Origin of the sequence: Micromonospora antibiotica (genome assembly GCF_017599305.1) — a bacterium.
Lineage (GTDB): Bacteria > Actinomycetota > Actinomycetes > Mycobacteriales > Micromonosporaceae > Micromonospora > Micromonospora antibiotica.
Window position 1 is genome coordinate 876,802 of sequence record NZ_JAGFWR010000001.1, and the last position, 19,888, is coordinate 896,689.

Sequence of the window (19,888 nt, forward strand, 5' to 3'; positions counted from 1 at the left end):
CGGCCACCCGGGCGTCCTCGCACCACCGTACGCTCATCTGCCCACAGGTGGGGGATGCGACTTGCGCATGTCGCGACTGAGCTGCGGCAATGATCACCGTGGGTGGCCGCAGCAGCCGCTGCGACCACCCACCGTGACGGGTGTGACTAGAGCCGCTCGACCACGTAGTCGATGGCGGCGGTGAGCGCCTCCACGTCGGCCGGCTCCACCGCCGGGAACAGCGCGACCCGCAGCTGGTTGCGACCGAGCTTGCGGTAGGGCTCGGTGTCGACGATCCCGTTGGCCCGCAGCACCTTCGCGATCGCGGCGGCGTCCACCCCGTCGGCGAAGTCGATGGTGGCGACCACGTTGGAGCGCAGCGCCGGGTCGGTGACGAAGGGGGTGGCGAACGCGGCCCGCTCGGCCCAGCCGTAGACGATCCCGGCGCTCTCGGCGGTGCGCTTGGCCGCCCAGCTCAGGCCGCCCTGCGAGTTCATCCAGTCGGTCTGCTCGGCGGCCAGGAAGACGGTCGCCAACGCCGGGGTGTTGTAGGTCTGCTCCAGCCGCGAGTTGTCGATCGCGGTGACCAGGTCGAGGAAGGCCGGGATGTAACGGCCGGAGCCCTTGATCTCGGTGGCCCGCTCCAACGCGGCCGGCGACATCAGGGCCAACCAGAGGCCGCCGTCGGAGCCGAAGCACTTCTGCGGGGCGAAGTAGTAGACGTCGGTCTCGCCGACGTTGACGTCCAGGCCGCCCGCGCCGGAGGTGGCGTCGACCAGCAGCAACGAGCCCGGGTCGGCGTCGGCGACCCGGTTGATCGGCACCGCGACCCCGGTGGAGGTCTCGTTGTGCGGGGTGGCGTAGACGTCCACCCCGGCCTCGGCCAGCAGGCCCGGGGCGCTGCCCGGCTCGGCCTTGCGGACCGTCGGCTCACCGAGGAACGGCGCGTCCTTGACCGACTTGGCGAACTTCGCACCGAACTCGCCGAAGCTGGCGAACTGGGCCCGGTCGCGGACCAGACCGAAGGTGGCGACCTCCCAGAAGGCGGTGGCGCCACCGTTGCCGATGATCACCTCGTAACCCTCGGGCAGGGAGAAGAACTCGGCGATGCCCTTGCGCAGCCGGGCGACCTCGGCGCGGACGGTCTGCTGCCGGTGCGAGGTGCCCAGGTAGCTGGTCGCCACGTCGGCGAGTGCGGACACCGCCTCCGGACGGACCTTGGACGGCCCGCAGCCGAACCGCCCGTCGGCGGGCTTGATGTCGTCGGGAATCCGGATGGTCGGTGCGTCAGCCACGGTTTTCTCGATCCTTCCGCATGGGGCTAGGGCGGGCCCTTCACCAGGCGCGGGACTGCCGGCGGACGGGTGCGCGGGGCGCACCACGTGGCCGGGTCCGTGCCCGGTCCGGCGACACTGCCGGCCTTCATCCTCGCACCCGCGGTGGCCCGGATGCCGGCTGGTCCCAGGCCCGGACCTGAGGCGTCGGCCACACCGCTGCGTGATCAACGGCCGGTCGCCGGCCGGGCCGCTCCTGATCGTCCACCCGTCGCCGGGCAGCCGGCCGGTGGTCGCGGTCGGCCGGGTCGCGCGTCGCCGGGTCGTCCGTCCGGCCGGAGCCGGGTGACACGCGCGAGGGGCGTCGACCGGTCGGTCGACGCCCCTCGGTGCGGAACGGGATCAGACGCCGTGCGGGATGGCGTCCCAGCCCTCGACCTGCTGCGGCTTGCGGGTGCCCGGGCCGACGTACCGGGCCGACGGGCGGACCAGCCGCTGGAGCTTCTTCTGCTCCAGGATGTGCGCCGACCAGCCGCCCATCCGGGCGCAGGTGAACATCGAGGTGAACATGTGCGCCGGCACCTCGGCGAAGTCGAGCACCACGGCCGACCAGAACTCGACGTTGGTGGCGAGGACGCGGTCCGGGCGGCGGGCCTGGAGCTCGGCCAGGGCGGCCTTCTCCAGCGCCTCGGCCACCTCGAAACGCGGTGCGCCCAGCTCCCGGGCGGTGCGCCGGAGCACCCGGGCGCGCGGGTCCTCGGCCCGGTAGACGCGGTGGCCGAAGCCCATCAGCCGCTCGCCCCGGTCGAGGACACCCTTGACGTACCCCTCGGCGTCACCGCTGCGCTCGACGGCCTCCAGCATGGTGAGCACCCGCGACGGGGCGCCGCCGTGCAGCGGGCCGGAGAGCGCGCCGATGCCCGACGAGATGCAGGCCGCCGCGTCGGCCCCGGTGGAGGCGACGATCCGGGCGGTGAAGGTCGAGGCGTTCAGGCCGTGCTCGGCGGCCGAGATGAAGTACGCGTCGACGGCCTTGACGTGCCGGGGATCCGGCTCGCCCCGCCAGCGCTTCATGAACCGCTCGACGATCGTCTCCGCCTTGTCGATCTCCTTCTGCGGCACCGCCGGCAGGCCCAGGCCACGCGCGGACTGGGCGACGAAGGAGAGCGCGGTGACCGAGACCCGGGCCAGGTCGGCGCGGGCCTGCGAGTCGGAGATGTCGAGCAGCTGACTGAGCCCCCAGTACGGGGCGAGCATCGCGACCGCGGACTGCACGTCGACGCGGATGTCACCGGAGTGCACCGGCACCGGGAACGGCTCGGCGGGCGGCAGGCCGGGGCCGAAACGCCCGTCGACCAGCAGCGCCCAGACGTTGCCGAAGGAGACCTGGCCGATCAGATCCTCGATGTCCACGCCCCGGTAGCGCAGCGCGCCACCCTCGCGGTCCGGCTCGGCGATCTCTGTCTCGAAGGCCACGACGCCTTCGAGGCCCGGTTTGAAGTCGGCCATGTCGTCTCCTGGCTTCTGGCTCGGTGCGCCCGCCACGGGCTCGGTCCGGCCCGGTACCTAAGGCGACCCTCAGTGATGTGTTCTCGCCATCTTGCCTGGTGAGTAACCAAGCGCGCGACCCGCTGCGACTGTGCTGCACGCGACATCCCCGCCGCTGGACGCCGGGGCGCTCTCCGTGAGACTGATCAGTGGGCTGGCCAGCGTCTCCAGACGCCGGATGCCCGGCGAGAGGGAGAACGACGTGACGGGCGACACACCCGCCCTGGCGGCGATGCGCAACGAGTACGCCGCCGACCGGGGCCTTTCCGAGCCGGACCTGGCCGCCGACTGGCCCACCCAGTTCGGCCGCTGGCTCGCCGACGCGGTCGCGGCCGGGCTGCCCGAGCCCAACGCGATGGTCCTCGGCACCGCCGACGCCACCGGCCGGCCCAGCGGCCGGACCGTGCTGCTCAAGGAGTACGACCCGCAGGGGTTCGTCTTCTTCACCAACCACTCCTCGCGCAAGGGCGTCGAGCTGGCCGCCAACCCGTGGGCCAGCCTGGTCTTCCCCTGGTTCGCGATGCAGCGGCAGGTGGTGGTGACCGGTCGGGTGGAGCACGTCGACCGGGCCGGAACCGAGGCGTACTTCGCCACCCGGCCGCGCGGCTCCCAGCTCGGGGCCTGGGCCAGCACCCAGTCCGAGGTGGTGCCGGACCGGGCCGCGCTGGAGGAGGCGTACCGGGCGGCGGAGCAGCGTTTCCCGGCCGGCACGCCGGTCCCGGCGCCCCCGCACTGGGGTGGGTTCCTGGTCCGGCCGCAGACGGTGGAGTTCTGGCAGGGCCGGGCCGGTCGGCTGCACGACCGGCTGCGGTTCCGTGGGGTCGAGGGGGGCGGCTGGGCCGTCGAGCGGCTGGCCCCGTGACCGCCGTCAAACCGGCCCGGACGGGTCGGGCCCGGCGGCTGGCCATCGACCTGCGACCGCTGCGGGTCCCCGCGTACCGCCGGATGTGGCTCGGCAACACGGTGGCGATGTTCGGGTTTCAATTCACCGCGGTCGCCGTTCCGGTGGAGATGTACGCGCTGACCCGGGACTCGTTCTGGGTCGGGCTGCTCGGGGTGGCCGGGTTCCTGCCGCTGCTGGTCTTCGGCCTCTGGGGCGGGGCGGTGGCCGACGCCCGGGACCGGCGGCGGGTGCTGCTGGTCGGCTCGGCGCTGCTCTGGGTGTCGATGCTCGGCCTGCTCGGGCACGCGCTGTCCGGCCTCGGCAGCCCGGTGCTGCTGCTGGCGTTGGTGACCGTGCACTCGGTCGCGTTCGCGATCAGCTCGCCGGCCCGTTCGGCGATCCTGCCCCGGCTGCTCCCGCCCGAGCTGGTCCCGGCGGGCACCACCCTGAACTACACCACCTTCACCGCCGCGTCGGTGGCCGGCCCGCTCGCCGCCGGCCTGGTCTTCGCCACCTTCGGCACCGACACCGGGCTGCCCGTCGCCTACGCGGCCGACGCGCTGCTGTTCACCGCGCTGGTGGTGGCGACGGTCCGGCTGCCCGCGATGCCCCCGGCCCCACCGGCCGAGGGGGAGGCGCGTCGGGGTGGCCTGGCCGGCATCCTCGACGGGTTCCGCTACCTGGCGACCACACCGGTGCTGCTCTCCTCGTTCGCCATCGACCTGATCGCGATGATCCTGGCCATGCCCCGGGCGCTCTTCCCCGAGGTGGCGCAGGAACGGTTCGGCGGCGGGGCGGCGGTGGGGTGGCTCTACAGCGCCATCGCGATCGGCGCGATGCTGGGCGGCCTGACCTCCGGTTGGATCGGCCGGCTTCGGCGGCAGGGGCTCGCCCTGGTGGTGGCGGTGGTCGGCTGGGGGCTGGCCATCGCGGCGGCCGGGCTGGCCCGCCAGCTCTGGCTGGTGGTGCTGCTGCTCGCGGTGGCCGGGGCGGCGGACCTGGTCAGCGCGGTGCTGCGGCAGTCGATGCTGCTGGTCTACGCGCCGGACCGGATGCGGGGCCGGCTCCAGGGGGTGAACACGGTGGTGGTGGCCGGCGGGCCACGGCTGGGCGACCTGCGGGCCGGGGCGATGGCCGCCGGGTTCGGTGGTGGCGTCGCCTGGGTGGCCGGCGGGCTGTTCTCGGCCGGGCTGGCGGTGCTGCTGGTGGCGTGCTTCCCGGCCCTGCTGCGCTACCGGGCCGGCTCGGTGACCGAGGACCGCCGCTGACCGCGCGCCAGGTGGGACGGGCCAGCCGGGTCCGGCGGGCGGGCCAGGGCACCGACTAGGGTCACGACATGGACAACGCCATGCACCGGCCGCCCTCGGGGACACAGTGGACCATCGCCGCCGACGGCCACGAGGCCGTCATCGTCGAGGTCGGCGGTGGGGTTCGGACGTACCGGCGCGACGGGGTGGACTACCTCGACGGGTACGCCGAGGACGAGATCAGCCCCGGCAGCGCCGGACACGTGCTGGCCCCCTGGCCGAACCGGATCAGGGACGGGAAGTACACCTTCGGGGACCGGTCTTTGCAGCTCGACCTGACCGAGCCGACCCGGGGGGTCGCCCTGCACGGCCTGGTCAACTGGGTGCGCTGGCAGCTGATCGAGGAGTCCGCCGACACGGTCACCCTCGGTTACGACCTGCCGCCGACCCCGGGTTACCCGTGGTCGTTGCGGCTGCGTACCCGGTGGAGTGTCGGGGCGGACGGGTTGCGCGGCGAGCACGAGGTGACCAACACCGGGGGCGAGGCCGCGCCGTTCGGGTTCTCCGTGCACCCCTACCTGCGGCTGGCCGGGGTCGCGGTGGACGACCTCACGATGCGGTTGCCGGCCCGCAGCCGGTTGCAGGTCGACGCCCGGCTGCTGCCGATCGGGGCGACCCCGGTGGCCGGCACCGAGTACGACTGGACCAGCCCCCGCCCGATCGGTGCCGCGCAGCTCGACCTCTGCTTCGGTGACGTGATCCGGGACTCCGACGGCGGCTCGTCGGTGACCCTGACCGCCCCCGACGACGCGGACGGGGTGCACCTCTGGGCGGACCGCGAGTTCGGCTGGTGGCAGGTCTTCACCGGTGACGCGCTCACCGGTGAGCGGCACCGCCGGTCGGTGGCGGTGGAGCCGATGACCTGCCCGCCCGACGCGTTCCGGTCCGGCCGGGACGTGATCGCGCTGGCCCCGGGGGAGACCTGGCGGGGCAACTGGGGCATCCGGCCCGGGGTCTGAGCATGGAGTTCGGCGAGGTGGTCCGGCGTCGCCGGATGGTACGCAACTACGACCCGGACCGGCCGGTCCCGCCGGAGGTGGTGGACCGGCTGCTCGACCACGCGGTCCGGGCGCCGTCGGCGGGCTTCGCCCAGGGCTGGGGTTTCCTGGTGCTGGAGGAGCCGGCGGACCGGGAGCGGTTCTGGGCGGCGGCCACCCCCTCGGGCGGTGGCCGCGACCGGTGGCTGGCGGGGATGCGCCGCGCCCCGCTGATCGTGGTGCCGCACGCCAACCGGTCGGTCTACCTGGAGCGGTACGCGGAGCCGGACAAAGGGTGGGCGGACCGTTCGGAGGACCGCTGGCCGGTGCCCTACTGGTACGTCGACACCGGCTTCGCCGCGCTGCTGATGCTGCTCACCGCCGTGGACGAGGGGTTGGGGGCGTGTTTCTTCGGCATTCCGCCCGACCGGTCGGCGGCGTACCGGGAGGCGTTCGGGGTGCCGCCGGATTACCATCCGATCGGCGCAGTAACGGTGGGTTACCGAGCGACTGACCATCGGTCACCGTCGCTGCGGCGGGGGCGTCGGCCGGTGGACGAGGTGGTCCGGCGCGGTCGGTGGAGTTGATGCCGGTTCGTACCCTGCGCAGTGGGTGACGGAGCGAGAGAAACCGACAACGGGGAGCAAAACGCGGTGTGGCAGGGGCGGATAGGCTGGCACCGTCATCGGTGCCGCATGGCGCGGCACCTCGGCGTGACCCGGCATCACGCCGAGGGTCGGCCTGACCACGGGGAGGGGAGCGTGCCGTGATTTTCCGAGCGGTCCGGGACGGGCGTCCCTACCCGGAACACAACCTGACTCTCAAACAGTGGGCGGAGATCCCACCGCGCCCGCTGCGGCTCGACCAGCTCATCACCACCAAGCGTGAGCTGGCACTCGACAAGCTCCTCGCCGAGGACTCCACCTTCTATGGCGACCTGTTCCCGCACGTGGTCGAGTGGGGCGGCGGCCTCTACCTGGAAGACGGCCTGCACCGGGCGCTGCGGGCGGCGTTGCAGCAACGCAACCAGATCCACGCCCGGGTGCTGGTCTACACCGGCCAGCCCGAGTGACGCCCGCCTGAGCACTCGTTAAGGTGGCGGCCATGGGCACCGTACTGGACCTGCTGGACGTCGACGCCTCGCTGAGCGAGGAGGAACGGCAGATCCGGGCCGTCGTCCGCCGGCTCGTCGACGACCGGGTCCGCCCGCACGTCGCCGGCTGGTACGAGGACGGCCGCGTCCCGGCGCGCGAGCTGGCCCGGGAATTCGGCCGGCTCGGCCTACTCGGCATGCACCTGACCGGGTACGGCTGCGCCGGCGCCCCGGCCGTCGCGTACGGGCTGGCCTGCCTGGAGCTGGAGGCCGGCGACTCCGGTGTCCGCTCCCTGGTGTCGGTGCAGGGTTCGCTGGCCATGTACGCCATCTGGCGCTTCGGCAGCGAGGACCACAAGCAACGCTGGCTGCCCGCGATGGCCACCGGTGAGGCGATCGGCTGCTTCGGCCTGACCGAGCCCGACCACGGCTCCGACCCGGCCTCGATGACCACCCGGGCCCGCCGCGACGGCGACGACTGGATTCTCGACGGCGCGAAAATGTGGATCACCAATGCGCCGATCGCCGACGTCGGGGTGATCTGGGCCCGCACCGACGAGGGGGTGCGGGGTTTCCTCGTACCGATGGACAGCCCCGGGGTGACGGCGCGGGAGATCCGCCGCAAGATGTCGCTGCGCGCCTCGGTGACCGGCGAGATCGCCCTCGACGGGGTCCGGCTGCCGGCGGACGCCCTGCTGCCGGCGGCGGTCGGGCTGCGGGCACCGCTGAGCTGCCTGACCGAGGCCCGGCAGGGCATCGTCTGGGGCGCGCTCGGCGCGGCCCGCGACTGCCTGGAAACCACCCTGTCGTACGCCGCCACCCGCACCCAGTTCGGCCGGCCGCTCGCCGGGTTCCAACTCACCCAGGCCAAACTCGCCGACATGGCCGTGGAGTGGAACAAAGGGCTGCTGCTCGCCCTGCACCTGGGCCGGCTGGCCGACGCGGGAACACTGCGACCCGACCAGGTCAGCGTGGGCAAGCTGAACAACGTGCGGGAGGCGCTGACGATCGCCCGGCAGTGCCGGACGATCCTCGGCGCGAACGGGGTGTCCGGCGAGTACCCGGTGATGCGGCACGCCAACAACCTGGAGAGCGTGCTCACCTACGAGGGCACCTCCGAGATCCACCAGCTGGTCATCGGGCAGCGGCTCACTGGGCTGTCCGCCTTCGGCTGACGACCGCCCGTCACCCGTTCGGGGCGCTCGCCGCGCGCGCGTCGCACGGTGGCCGTACCGTCATCGACAGAGGCACGTGTCTGACGAGGACGGTGAGGGCGATGGCCCGCGACGGTGAGACCCCCCAGAGTGAGTTCCCCGGCTACCCGACCGCCGACACACTGCGCACCCGGTCGGGCGACCCGGTCGACCCCGACACCCCACCGGCCGACCCGCCCCGCACCGGTGGCGGCCCGGCCCGGGGGCTGCTCTGGGTGCTCGGCGCGGCGGCGCTGGTCGTGGTGGTGCTGCTCGGTACGCAGGTGACCGGGCTCTTCCCGGACTTCCGCAACCCGTTCGCCAAGGAACAGACCGACCGCAGCCAGCCGCCGCTGCTCAAATCGATCCAGGACCTCAGCCGCTACGTCGCGGCCGAGGGCAACTTCCAGGTCGTGGTCGACCTTCAGAACGACCGTAAGAACGTGCCGGAGTTCCTGCTCAACCAGCGGACCCTCTTCGTCGGGGCGGGCAGCGTCGAGGCGTACGTGGACTTCGGCAAGATCGGCGAGGGGGCGGTGGTGCCGTCCGCCGACGGCAAGTCCGTCGAGATCAAGCTGCCCGCGCCGCAGCTCGGCCAGACCAACCTCGACATGGACAAGAGCTACGTCTTCGCCGAGGAACGCGGCCTGTTCAACCGGATCGGTGACCTGGTCCAGGGCGACCCCAACCGGCAGCAGCAGGTCTACCGGATGGCCGAGGAGCGGATCACCACGGCGGCCCGGGACAGCGGGCTGGCCAAGCGCGCCGAGGAGAACACCCGCAAGATGTTGGAGGGCCTGCTCCGCTCGCTCGGCTACGAAAAGATCACCATCACCTACACGGCCCCCTGACCCGCAGCGCCCCACCGTCCGCGCCCCGGCCAACCCCGCAGCCCCTCACCGCGAACACCAGCCCACAGCACCACGCCCAACGGCGCCCCGGTGCCCCCGGTGGTCCCGGTGGTCCCGGTGCCCCCGGTGGTCCCGGTGCCCCCGGTGGTCCCGGTGATCAAGAGGTTTACGTCATTCTTGATCTTCAATTTGACGTAAACCTCTTGATCACCGCGTGTAACCCCACCTGCACGCTGTCGACGGGTGATTGATCGGGTGGGGGCTTGTGGATGTCGATGGGGTTGGTGTCAGGGGGGTGGGAACGCCAGGATGCCGCCACCCTGGGACGGGAGGCGGCATCCACGGTGACCGGGCGACGCCCGGCGCGGCGGCAGCGATGCGATCTTCGTCGGGCGGCGCGGCGGCAGCGATGCGCCTCGTCGGGCGGCGGCGCTGCGGTCTTCGTCGGGCGGCCCGGCGCGGTCAGTAGGTGGTGGTGGCGTAGCGGTCCTCGTTGGGCATCAGGATCCACAGCACCAGGTAGACGATCACCTGCGTGCCGGGCAGCAGCAGGGACAGCAGGAACAGCAGCCGGACCAGGGTGGCCGAGGTGTTGAACCGGCGGGCCAGGCCGGCACAGACACCGGCGAGCATGCGCCCCTCGCGGGGTCGGACCAGTTTGCGACTCATCGTCTAACTCCACTCTGCGGCGATCCGCCGCGCTGCATTCCACGGTAGGAAGGGGTGGCCACCTTGCCCTCCGTCCCGAGAGTGATCCGGTGACCCCGTACCCGTAGGTGGTTACCCGAGTCGGCCCCGGCTGATGCTCCGGGCGCTGCCCGCGCTGTCTGGCCGTTGCCCGCGTTGCCCGCGCTGTCTGGCCGTTGCCCGCGTTGCCCGCGCTGTCTGGCCGTTGCCCGCGTTGCCCGCGCTGTCTGGCCGTTGCCCGCGTTGCCCGCCGCTGCCCGCGCTGCCTGCCACGGCTCGCGCCGCCTACCCCGGTGGTTCAGGCACCAAGATCACGCTCGACCCTGGTTGTAGTGGCCTCGCCGCGCAGGGATGCCACTACAACCAGGATCGAGCACGATCTTGGTGCGGGGTGCGGGGTGCGGGGTGCGGGGTGCGGGGTGCGGGGTGCGGGGTGCGGGGTGCGGGGTGCGGGGTGCGGGGTGCGGGGTGCGGGGTGCGGGAAGGGGAACGGGGTGCGGGGTGCGGGGACAGGAAGGGGTGGGGTGGGGTGGGCGGGTAGGCTCGCCGGTCGACACCGCCCCCACCCCGGGCGGGATCAGCAGGTCACCGGCGGACCCCGGGTGGCCACGGACCCGGCCCGGCCCCGGCACCACCGGGCGACGGCGAGGAAGCGCAGCGATGATCAGTGTCTTCGACCTTTTCAGTGTCGGTATCGGGCCGTCCAGTTCCCACACGGTGGGCCCGATGCGGGCCGCGCGTACCTTCGTCGCCGGGCTGAAGGCCGACGGGTTGCTGCACACCGTCACCCGGGTCCGGGCGGAGCTGTTCGGTTCGCTGGGTGCGACCGGTCACGGTCACGGCAGCGACCGGGCGGTGCTGCTCGGGCTGGCCGGTGAGAGCCCGGAGACGGTGGACACCGACAGTGTCGGCCCCCGGGTCGCCGAGGTCCGCGCCCGGCGTCGGCTCGCCCTGCCCGGCGGCCAGGAGATCGACTTCGAGCCGGACCGGGACCTGGTGCTGCACCGCCGCCGGTCGCTGCCGTACCACCCGAACGGGATGACCTTCGTGGCCTGGGACGCGGCCGGGGTGGAGGTGCGGACCCGGACGTACTACTCGGTCGGTGGCGGGTTCGTGGTGGACGAGGCGGCGGCCGGGGCGGACCGGATCACGTCGGACACCACGGCCGTACGGCACCCGTTCTCGACCGGTGCCGAGCTGCTGGACGTCACCGCCGGCACCGGCCTGTCGATCAGTGCGGTGATGCTCGCCAACGAGTTGTCCTGGCGCAGCGAGGCGGACGTCCGGGCCGGGTTGCTGGACATCTGGCGGGTGATGCGGGAGTGCGTGGCCCGGGGTGGCGAGCGGGACGGCGTACTGCCGGGTGGGTTGCGGGTCCGTCGTCGGGCCGCCGAGCTGCGCCGCAGCCTGGAGGCCGACGCCGGCTCGACGGACCCGTTGCGCGCGATGGACTGGGTGACCCTGTTCGCGCTCGCGGTCAACGAGGAGAACGCCGCCGGTGGCCGGGTGGTGACCGCTCCGACGAACGGTGCGGCCGGGATCATCCCGGCGGTGTTGCACTACTACACCCGGTTCGTGCCGGGGGCCTCCGACGAGGGGGTGGTGCGGTTCCTGCTGGCCGCCGGGGCGATCGGGGTGCTGTTCAAGGAGAACGCCTCGATCTCCGGGGCGGAGGTGGGCTGTCAGGGTGAGGTCGGGTCGGCGTGCTCGATGGCCGCCGCCGGGCTGGCCGAGGCGCTCGGCGGCACCCCCGAGCAGGTGGAGAACGCCGCCGAGATCGGCATGGAGCACAACCTCGGGCTGACCTGCGACCCGGTCGGGGGGCTGGTGCAGATCCCCTGCATCGAGCGCAACGCGGTGGCTAGCATCAAGGCGATCACGGCGGCCCGGTTGGCGTTGCGCGGCGACGGGGTGCACCACGTCTCGCTCGACAAGGTCATCAAGACCATGCGCGAGACCGGGGCGGACATGAAGGTCAAATACAAGGAGACGGCACGCGGCGGCCTGGCCGTCAACGTGATCGAGTGCTGAGGGGGCGTTCGTTCACCGGCTGCTAACCTGTCGTCCGTTGTTGTCAGGCGGGAGGCGACGGTGACCGCAGGCGTCACGGCGTTGTGGTCGCACCGCAACTCGCTGCGCATCCTGGTCAGACGCGATCTCGCGGTGAAATACCAGCAGTCCGTGCTCGGTTACTTCTGGTCGCTGATCGAGCCGCTGGGGATGGGCGCGATCTACTTCTTCGTCTTCGGGGTGCTCTACTCCGGGCCGACCAACCGGCACCTCGGCGAGGCCGCCGGGTCGTACCCGCTGTTCCTGATCACCGGCATTTTCGCCTGGATGTGGACCAGTTCGGCGTTGAGTGAGGCGACCAACGCGCTGACCGGGCAGTCCCGCCTGATCACCACGATGAACCTGCCCCGGCAGGTCTTCCCGATCGGCCGGGTCACCGGCCGGTTCGCCGAGTACGTCGCGGGCCTGCCGATCCTGCTGGCCGTCGCCGCCGTCTACGCCGTACACGGCCGGATCGAGCTGGGCTGGTCGCTGCTGAGCCTGCCGCTGGCCGTCGCCGTGCAGGGCACCCTGCTGGTCGGGCTGGCCCTGCTGCTGTCGGCGGTCAACGTGTTGATGCGCGACGTGGAGCGGTTCATGCGGCTGGTCATCCGGGTGTTGTTCTACGCCACCCCGATCATCTATCCGTTGAGCCTGGTCCGGGAGTCCGGCATGCCGGCCTGGGTGAAGGTGGCGTACGAGCTGAACCCGCTGGTCGGCATCTTCCAGCTCCAGCACGCCATCTGGTACCCGGACGAGTTCCCGGACGCCCGGCTGCTGACCACCACGATCGCCGGCAGTCTGCTGGTGCTGGTGGCCGGCTGGTGGGCGTTCCGCAAGCTCGAACCGGCCGTGCTGAAGGAACTGTAGGTGCCGCCGATCATCGAGGCGCAGGGTCTCGGCATCCGTTTCGTCCGCAACCGGCGTCGGCAGTTGCGGCTGCGGGAGTTGTTCATCCACCGGGGCGGCCGGGCCGCCACCGCCGGTCAGTTCTGGCCGCTGCGGGACGTCTCGTTCACCGTCGCGCCGGGCGACACGCTCGGTGTGATCGGGCGTAACGGCACCGGCAAGAGCACCCTGCTGCGGCTGATCGCGGGGGTGCTGATCCCCGACGAGGGGCGGATCACCGTCTCCGGTGACGTCGCGCCGCTGCTGGAACTCTCCGCCGGGTTCTCCAACGACCTGACCGGTCGGGAGAACCTCTACCTGGTCGGCGGGCTGCACGGACTGTCTACGGGCTACCTGCGGCGACACTTCGACGACATCGTGTCGTTCGCCGGTGAGCAGGTGGAACGGGCCATCGACACGTCGGTGCGGCACTACTCGTCGGGGATGAAGGTGCGGCTCGGGTTCGCGATCATCTCGCACCTGCCGCACCCGATCCTGCTGATGGACGAGGTGACCGCGGTGGGCGACGCGGAGTTCCGCCGGAAGTGTTATTCGACGATCGACCGACTGCTCGCGGAGGGGCGCACCTTGGTGCTGGTGTCACACAACGAGAAGGACCTGACCCGGTTCTGCCGTCGGGGGCTCTACCTCGACGGCGGGCGGTTGACCGTGGACGGGACGGTCGCGGAGGCGCTCGACGCGTACCACGCCGCGGTGCCGAGGTGACCCTGGCGATCGTGCTCGCCGCCGGTGCGCCGGCCGCGGGCCCACCCACCGGCACGGGCGTAGCCCTGGCCGACCGGCTCGTCGACCAGTTGCGCCGGGCCGGGGCGGACCGGGTGCACACCGTCGCCGGTCTCGCCGAGCTGGCCGCCCTGGTCGACACCGTCACCGGTCCGGTGCTGGTCACCGGGGGTGACCTGGTCGCGCACACGGCCGTACTGCGGCATCTGGTGACCAGCCCGGTCGGCCCGACGGTGGCCCTGGTGCTCACCGATGCGCCGGCCGCCGGTCAGACGGTGGTCCGCGAGGAACGCGGCCAGGTGGTCGACGCGGGCCCGGAGCTGGCCGACGCCACCGGCGTCTTCGGCGGCGCGGTGCGGGTCGGCGCGGACGACCTGCCGACCCTGGCCGCCGCGGCCCGCGCCGCCGCCGGCCCGGCGTCGGCCCAGGCCGCCCACGGCCCGCAGGCCGCCCACGGCCCGCAGGCCGCCCATGGCCCGCAGGCCGCCGGTGGCCGGGCGGCGGGGCAGGCCGCCCACGGCCCGGTAGCGGGGGGCGTGGCCGGTGCCGCCGTGGACCGGCTGTTCGCGGCGCTCACCGACCTCGGCACCCTGACCTTCGCCCACCGGGTACGCCTGCTCGTGGCGCACCGGGTCACCGATCCGGCCGGGTTCGCGGCCGCCGAGGCGGCCCTGGCCGGGGTGGACGAGGACCGGGCGGAGCTGCGGCTGTCGGTGAAGGAACGCGACGACTTCTTCACCACCTACTTCGTCAGCACCTGGTCGCCGTACGTGACGAAGGCGTGTGCCCGGCTGGGTCTGACGCCGACCGGGGTCACCATGATCTCGGTGTTGTTCGCGGTGGTCGCGGCGGTGCTCTTCGGCGCGGGTGGCCGGGTCGCCCTGGTGGCCGGCGCGGTGCTGCTCTACCTGGGTTTCGTGCTCGACTGCGTGGACGGGCAGTTGGCCCGGTACACCAGGCACTTCAGCGCCTGGGGCGGCTGGCTGGACACGATGGCCGACCGGGCGAAGGAGTACCTGGTCTACGCGGGGTTGGGCTACGGCGCGACGCACGCCGGGTTCCGTTACGGCTGGGCGTTGGCGATCGCCGCGATGACGTTGCAGACCGTCCGGCACATGACCGACGCCTGGTACGGGGTGCTGCACGACGAGGCGGCCCGGCGTCCCCGCCCGGTCACCCCGGCCGCCGGGGGGATCGGCGGGAAGCTGAACGCCGCGTCGACCCGGGTGCAGGCGGACACCGGCTCGGTGTCGTACTGGTTGAAGCGGACGGTGGTCTTCCCGATCGGCGAGCGGTGGGCGTTGATCGCGGTCACCGCCGCGCTGTTCGGGCCGCTGGTCAGCCTGGTCTCGGTGCTGGTGTGGGGGGTGCTGGCGTTCGGTTACACGGGCGCGTTGCGGACTTTGCGGGCGCGCTGGATGTGGGTGCCGGTGCTGGACACGGTCGACGCGACGTTGCACCGTGACGACGGGCCGGTGGCGGCCCGGTTGCCGGTGGTCCGCCCGATGGGCCCGTTGACCCTGGCGGTGCTCGGGGTGCTCGGGCCGGCGGTGCTGCTGGTGGTGGGGTTGTTCCGGGCGGCCGGTGACGGTGATCCGGGCGGTCTGCGCTGGTGGCTGCCGGTGGCGCTGCTGGTGCTGCTGGTGGCCGGGCTGGGTGCGGGTGCGGCGCACAACGGGCCGCTGGACTGGCTGGTGCCGGCGGCATTGCGGGCCGGCGAGTATCTGTTCGCCGCCGTGGTCGGGGTGGTCGGCGGGGTGCCGGCGTGGCTGCTCTTCGGGTACGTCTTCGTGCTGACCGTGCACCACTACGACCTGACCGCCCGGTTGGAGAAGCGGCAGGTGGCCCCGCCCCTACACCGGTGGACGCTGGGCTGGGAGGGGCGTTCGGTGCTGTTGGCGGTGGCGGCGATCGCCGGATTTGCCAGCCCTGTAATGGCTACACTCGGTGCGTACCTTCTGCTGGTGTTCGTGGCAAGTGTCGTGCTGGCCTGGGTCGTCCTGCCGGCCCGCGCGAGCCGGGCGGCGGCCGTACCCGTGCGGGGTGGTTCGCCGGGCTGACGACAGGGGCGGCCGGATGACGCTGATCAGCTTCGTCGTACCGGCCTTCCGGGTGCAGGGTTACCTGCGCGAATGCCTGGACTCGCTGCTCGGCCAGCCGGTGCGGGACATCGAGGTGATCGGGGTCGACGACGGCTCCCCGGACGCCTGCGGCGACATCCTCGACGAGTACGCCGCCCGTGACCCCCGGGTCCGGGCGCTCCGCCTGCCACGCAACGTGGGGCTCGGTCCGGCCCGTAACGCCGGGCTGGACCGGGCCACCGGCGAGTACGTCTGGTTCCTCGACGGCGACGACTGGCTCGCCCCCGACTGCCTGCCCGAGGTCGCCGACCGGCTCACCGCCACCCGTCCGGACGTGCTGCTGGTCGACCACGTGCGGGTGCACTGGGACGAGCGGGTCACCCGCAGCGCACTGTCGGAGGTGTTTCCCGAACCACCAGGCGCGGCGACGTTCCGCCTGGCGGAGCGGCCGGAGGCGCTGCGCCTGCTGCACACCGCCTGGAACCGGCTGGTCCGCCGGGAGTTCCTCACCGGCCTCGGGCTGCGTTTCGCTCTCGGCTGGTACGAGGACGTCGCGTTCAGCTACCCGGTGCTGCTGGCCGCCGGGCGGATCGGGGTGCTCGACCGGGTCTGCGTCAACTACCGGCAGCGCCGGGCCGGTGCGATCACCCGGACCCTCGACGACCGGCACTTCGAGGTCTTCGACCAGTGGCACCGGGTGTTCGGGTTCCTCGACGAGCGGCCCGACCTGGCCGAGCTGCGACCGGTGGTCTTCGAACGGATGATCTGGCACTACCTGACCGTGCTCGGCAACGGCGACCGGATCGCCCCGCAGCTGCGGCCGGCGTTCTTCCAGCGGATCACCGCCGACCACCGGCGGTTCCGACCCACCGGAGGCTATCCGGTGCCGGACGGGTGGGACGGGCTCAAGCACCGGCTGGTCGCCGCCGGCAGGTGGCGGACGTTCAGCGCACTGCGTACCGCCAACCAGGCCCGGGAGGTCGCCCGCAGCGCCGGTCGGCGGGCCCGGCCGGTGGCCCGGCGCACCGCCCGGCTGGCCCGGGACGCGCTGCTGCACGAGTGCTACCGGGCCGAGCTGCGCCGGCCGATCGACCCGACACTGGCCGTCTACGCCGCCTACTGGTACCGGGGTTACGCCTGCAACCCGGCGGCGGTGCACGCCGCCGCCCGCCGGCTCGCCCCGCAGGTACGCGGGGTGTGGATCGTCCGCCGGGACCGGATCGACACCCTCCCGCCCGGCACCGAGTACGTGGTGGCCGGCACCCTCGACTGTCAGCGGGTGCTGGCGCGGGCCCGCTGGCTGGTCAACAACGTCAACTTCCCGGACTTCGTGCGTAAGCGCCCCGGCCAGGTCCATGTTCAGACCCACCACGGCACCCCGGTCAAGGTGATGGGGCTGGACCAGCAGCGGTACCCGCTCGGTGCGGTCGGGATGGACTTCGCGGGGCTGCTGCGCCGGGTGGAGCGCTGGGACTACAGCGTCAGCTCCAACGCGTTCTCCACCCAGATGTGGGACCGCGCCTATCCGGCGGACTACGTCCGGCTGGAGGTGGGCTACCCGCGCAACGACCGGCTGGTCACCGCCACCACCGAGGAGGTGGCTGCGGTGCGGGCCCGGCTCGGCGTCACCCCGGACGAGCGGGTGGTGCTGTACGCGCCGACCCACCGGGAGCACCTGCCCGGGTACCGGCCGCCGTTCGACCCGTACCGGCTGCTGGAGGTGCTCGGGCCGGCCGGGCGGTTGCTGGTGCGCAGCCACTACTTCCACGACCGGCAGGGCCGGGCCCGGCGGCGGGCCGGGGGGCGGGTGGTCGACGTCAGTGACGTCGCCAGCGTGGAGGACCTCTATCTGGCGGCCGACGTGCTGGTCACCGACTACTCGTCGGCGATGTTCGACTACGCGGTGCTGGACCGGCCGATCGTGATCTACGCTCCGGACCACGACGCCTACCGGCTGGCCCGGGGGGTCTACTTCGACGTCACCGCCGAACCGCCGGGGGCGGTCGCGCTGACCTTCGACGAGCTGTGTGCGGTCTTCCGTCGCGGCGCGGTGACCGGGGAGCCGGCCGAGCGGGCGCGGCAGGCGTTCCGGGAGCGGTTCTGCGGCTGGGACGACGGGCACGCGGCGGAGCGGGTGGTCCGCCGGGTCTTCCTGGGGGAACGTGGGTGATCCGGGCGGATCGCCGTACTGGCCCGTAATAGGGCTGTCATCAGTCGAACATGGCACGTTTACCCGATGTGCTAACCCGATGATGCTCGTCACAGTCAACCCGGGGTTCGGCCAAGCTGGGGGAGGAGACGGTGACCACCGTCGCGCTGAAGGACGTCACAAAGGTATTCCCGGATGGGACAGTTGCCGTCGACAACGTCAGTCTCGACGTTGTCGACGGTGAGTTCATGGTGTTGCTCGGCCCATCCGGTTGCGGAAAGTCGACCGTGCTGCGGATGATCGCGGGACTGGCGGAGCCGACCACCGGCGCGGTGATGCTCGACGGTGAGGTCGCCAACGACCTGCCGCCGCGCGACCGGAAGATCGCCATGGTCTTCCAGGACTTCGCGCTCTACCCGCACATGACCGTCGGTGACAACATCGGCTTCCCGCTCAAGCTGTCCGGGGTGGAGCCGGTGCCCCGGGGCGAGCGGGTACAGGACGTGGCCAGCGCGCTCGGCATCGGCGACGTGCTCGGCCGCAAACCGAGCCAGCTCTCCGGCGGCCAACGGCAGCGGGTCGCGATGGGTCGGGCGATCGTCCGCCGGCCGGGGCTGTTCCTGATGGACGAGCCGCTGTCGAACCTCGACAGCGGGCTGCGGGCCGAGCTGCGCGCCGAGATCTCCGCGCTGACCCGCGAGCTGGGCGTCACCACCATCTACGTCACCCACGACCAGGCCGAGGCGCTGACCATGGCCGACCGGGTGGCCATCATGCGCAAGGGCGTGCTCCAGGACGTCGGCACCCCCACCCAGGTGTACGGCCGGCCGGCGACCCTCTACGTCGCCGCGTTCCTCGGCAGCCCCCGGATGAACCTGCTGGAGGCGTCGGTCTACGTCCACCTCGACCGGTACGTCACGCTCACCCTCGGTGACCAGGCGCTCTACCTGCCGTGGGACGACATCCGCAGCCGGGCCGTGGCGCACTACCACGGCGAGCGGATCGTGGTCGGGATGCGGGCCGAGGCGCTCACCCCGGTCGCCCCGGACACCCCCGGTGACGTGCTCCAGGGCCGGGTGCGTTACCTGGAGCACCACGGGCACGAGTCGCTGGCCTTCCTCGACATCGGTGCCACCGCCATCATGGTCGACGAGATGAGCGCCCCCGCCGAGGACGCCGCCCCGGGCCAGCGGGGACTGCGCCGGTTCGGTCAGGTCATGTCCCGGCTCACCGGGCGGGCCGGCGACCCGGAGGAGGTCGAACGGACGGCCGGCGACAACCGCACCAGCGTGCTGAACGACCCCGGCCGCCACCACCGCCGCCCGGCCGAGCTGGCGGTCCGGCTGGCCCCGTACCCGGCGATCTCGGCGGGGCACCCGATGGCGGTGGCGGTCCGGATGGACGCCCTGCACTTCTTCGACGAACGCGGCGACCGCATCGACGTCGGCTGGCGCTGACCCCACCCTGCCCCTGACTCCGCCCTGCCCCGGGCGCTGCCCTGCCCGGGCGCCGCGCGCAACTTCGTGGATGTAGTGGTCTCCGCCCGCCCGGATGCCGCTGTTTCCAGGGAACTGTGTGGATCATGAGGTCGTGGCGGTCGACCGGGGCGGGGTGCGCGTGCGTCGACCGGTTCCGGCGGGGTGGTGGTCGGGGGTCGGCAGGTGCTGGTGGGGGTTTTTACCGGCGGGTAACCTCGGGGGCATGACCATCGACTCCCGCGAGGTGGCGGCCGGGGTGCTCCGGGCCGTCCCGTTCGCCCGCACGCTCGGCTTCGAGATCGTCGAGGTCGCGCCCGAGGCCGAGGGTGGGGTCCGGGCGGTCGTCCGGCTGCCCGACACGCCGGCCACCCACAACCACGTCGGCGGCCCGCACGCCGGGGCCATGTTCACCCTCGGCGAGACCGCCTCCGGCGCGGTGGTGATGGCCGCGTTCGGGCAGGTGCTCGACCGGGCCGTGCCGCTGGCCGTGCGGGCCGACATCGCGTACCGGCGGGTGGCGATGGGGGAGGTGCAAGCCACCGCGCGGCTCGGTCGCACCCCGGCCGAGGTGCTCGCCGAACTGGACGCCGGGCAACGCCCCGAGTTCCCGGTCGCGGTGGAGATCGGCACCGCCGACGGCACCGTCACCGCCACCATGACCGTCCTGTGGACCCTGCGCCCGCACCGCTGACCCGCGTGGCGGGGGT

At 72.6% G+C, this 19,888-nt stretch carries 17 protein-coding genes; 14 read left to right on the forward strand and 3 right to left on the reverse strand.

Annotation, left to right across the window (positions count from 1 at the left end):
* Nucleotides 1-146: 146 nt before the first annotated feature.
* Entirely contained in the window at nt 147-1,274 is a 1,128-nt protein-coding gene (gene serC / locus JQN83_RS04095) for a phosphoserine transaminase (RefSeq protein ID WP_208565628.1), read from the reverse strand.
* Nucleotides 1,275-1,655: 381 nt separating this feature from the next.
* Nucleotides 1,656-2,762, reverse strand: a complete 1,107-nt coding sequence (locus JQN83_RS04100) for a citrate synthase 2 (protein WP_088643529.1) — start codon at nt 2,760-2,762, stop codon at nt 1,656-1,658.
* Nucleotides 2,763-2,979: 217 nt separating this feature from the next.
* On the opposite strand from JQN83_RS04100, the gene pdxH reads away from it, so the two are divergent.
* The 7 genes from pdxH (at nt 2,980) to JQN83_RS04135 (ending at nt 9,105) form a co-directional block, all read left to right on the forward strand.
* Nucleotides 2,980-3,663 (forward strand): pyridoxamine 5'-phosphate oxidase, encoded by a 684-nt coding sequence (pdxH, locus tag JQN83_RS04105; RefSeq protein ID WP_244251788.1) that lies wholly within the window; start codon nt 2,980-2,982, stop codon nt 3,661-3,663.
* The gene (locus tag JQN83_RS04110; protein WP_208565629.1) at nt 3,660-4,952 is read left to right on the forward strand and encodes an MFS transporter; all 1,293 of its coding nucleotides are present in this window, start codon (nt 3,660-3,662) and stop codon (nt 4,950-4,952) included. Before pdxH ends, JQN83_RS04110 begins: the two co-directional genes overlap by 4 nt.
* Before the next feature lie 68 nt (nt 4,953-5,020).
* Nucleotides 5,021-5,950: an aldose 1-epimerase family protein gene (locus tag JQN83_RS04115; RefSeq protein ID WP_208565630.1), complete on the forward strand. Its 930-nt coding sequence runs from the start codon at nt 5,021-5,023 to the stop codon at nt 5,948-5,950.
* A gap of 2 nt (nt 5,951-5,952) precedes the next feature.
* Nucleotides 5,953-6,555 carry a nitroreductase family protein gene (locus JQN83_RS04120; RefSeq protein WP_208565631.1) on the forward strand — a complete coding sequence of 201 codons (603 nt, stop codon included), beginning with the start codon at nt 5,953-5,955 and terminating at the stop codon, nt 6,553-6,555.
* Between the two features lie 179 nt (nt 6,556-6,734).
* On the forward strand, nt 6,735-7,040 hold the full coding sequence (locus tag JQN83_RS04125) for a type II toxin-antitoxin system VapB family antitoxin (protein WP_208565632.1): 306 nt from the start codon (nt 6,735-6,737) through the stop codon (nt 7,038-7,040).
* A 32-nt stretch (nt 7,041-7,072) separates the two neighbouring features.
* Nucleotides 7,073-8,236, forward strand: a complete 1,164-nt coding sequence (locus JQN83_RS04130) for an acyl-CoA dehydrogenase family protein (protein WP_208565633.1) — start codon at nt 7,073-7,075, stop codon at nt 8,234-8,236.
* A 101-nt stretch (nt 8,237-8,337) separates the two neighbouring features.
* Complete coding sequence (locus JQN83_RS04135; protein WP_208565634.1) at nt 8,338-9,105, forward strand: DUF4230 domain-containing protein; 768 nt, start codon at nt 8,338-8,340, stop codon at nt 9,103-9,105.
* Nucleotides 9,106-9,567: 462 nt separating this feature from the next.
* On the opposite strand, the gene JQN83_RS04140 is transcribed toward JQN83_RS04135, so the two are convergent.
* Nucleotides 9,568-9,774, reverse strand: coding sequence for a PspC domain-containing protein (locus JQN83_RS04140; protein ID WP_208565635.1), 207 nt, complete (start codon nt 9,772-9,774; stop codon nt 9,568-9,570).
* Between the two features lie 678 nt (nt 9,775-10,452).
* Between JQN83_RS04140 and JQN83_RS04145 the strand changes: the two genes are divergently transcribed.
* From JQN83_RS04145 to JQN83_RS04175, 7 genes are all read left to right on the forward strand, one after another.
* Entirely contained in the window at nt 10,453-11,823 is a 1,371-nt protein-coding gene (locus JQN83_RS04145) for an L-serine ammonia-lyase (protein ID WP_208565636.1), read from the forward strand.
* Nucleotides 11,824-11,883: 60 nt separating this feature from the next.
* Nucleotides 11,884-12,711, forward strand: a complete 828-nt coding sequence (locus JQN83_RS04150; RefSeq protein ID WP_208565637.1) for an ABC transporter permease — start codon at nt 11,884-11,886, stop codon at nt 12,709-12,711.
* Nucleotides 12,712-13,455 (forward strand): ABC transporter ATP-binding protein, encoded by a 744-nt coding sequence (locus tag JQN83_RS04155; RefSeq protein ID WP_208565638.1) that lies wholly within the window; start codon nt 12,712-12,714, stop codon nt 13,453-13,455. It abuts the gene before it with no gap.
* The gene (locus tag JQN83_RS04160) at nt 13,452-15,533 is read left to right on the forward strand and encodes a DUF5941 domain-containing protein (protein ID WP_372443966.1); all 2,082 of its coding nucleotides are present in this window, start codon (nt 13,452-13,454) and stop codon (nt 15,531-15,533) included. The genes JQN83_RS04155 and JQN83_RS04160 overlap by 4 nt, the downstream gene beginning before the upstream one ends.
* A gap of 16 nt (nt 15,534-15,549) precedes the next feature.
* Nucleotides 15,550-17,724: a bifunctional glycosyltransferase/CDP-glycerol:glycerophosphate glycerophosphotransferase gene (locus tag JQN83_RS04165; RefSeq protein ID WP_208565639.1), complete on the forward strand. Its 2,175-nt coding sequence runs from the start codon at nt 15,550-15,552 to the stop codon at nt 17,722-17,724.
* 131 nt (nt 17,725-17,855) lie between these two features.
* Entirely contained in the window at nt 17,856-19,160 is a 1,305-nt protein-coding gene (locus JQN83_RS04170) for an ABC transporter ATP-binding protein (protein ID WP_208565640.1), read from the forward strand.
* Between the two features lie 244 nt (nt 19,161-19,404).
* Entirely contained in the window at nt 19,405-19,872 is a 468-nt protein-coding gene (locus JQN83_RS04175) for a DUF4442 domain-containing protein (protein ID WP_208565641.1), read from the forward strand.
* Nucleotides 19,873-19,888 lie beyond the last annotated feature (16 nt).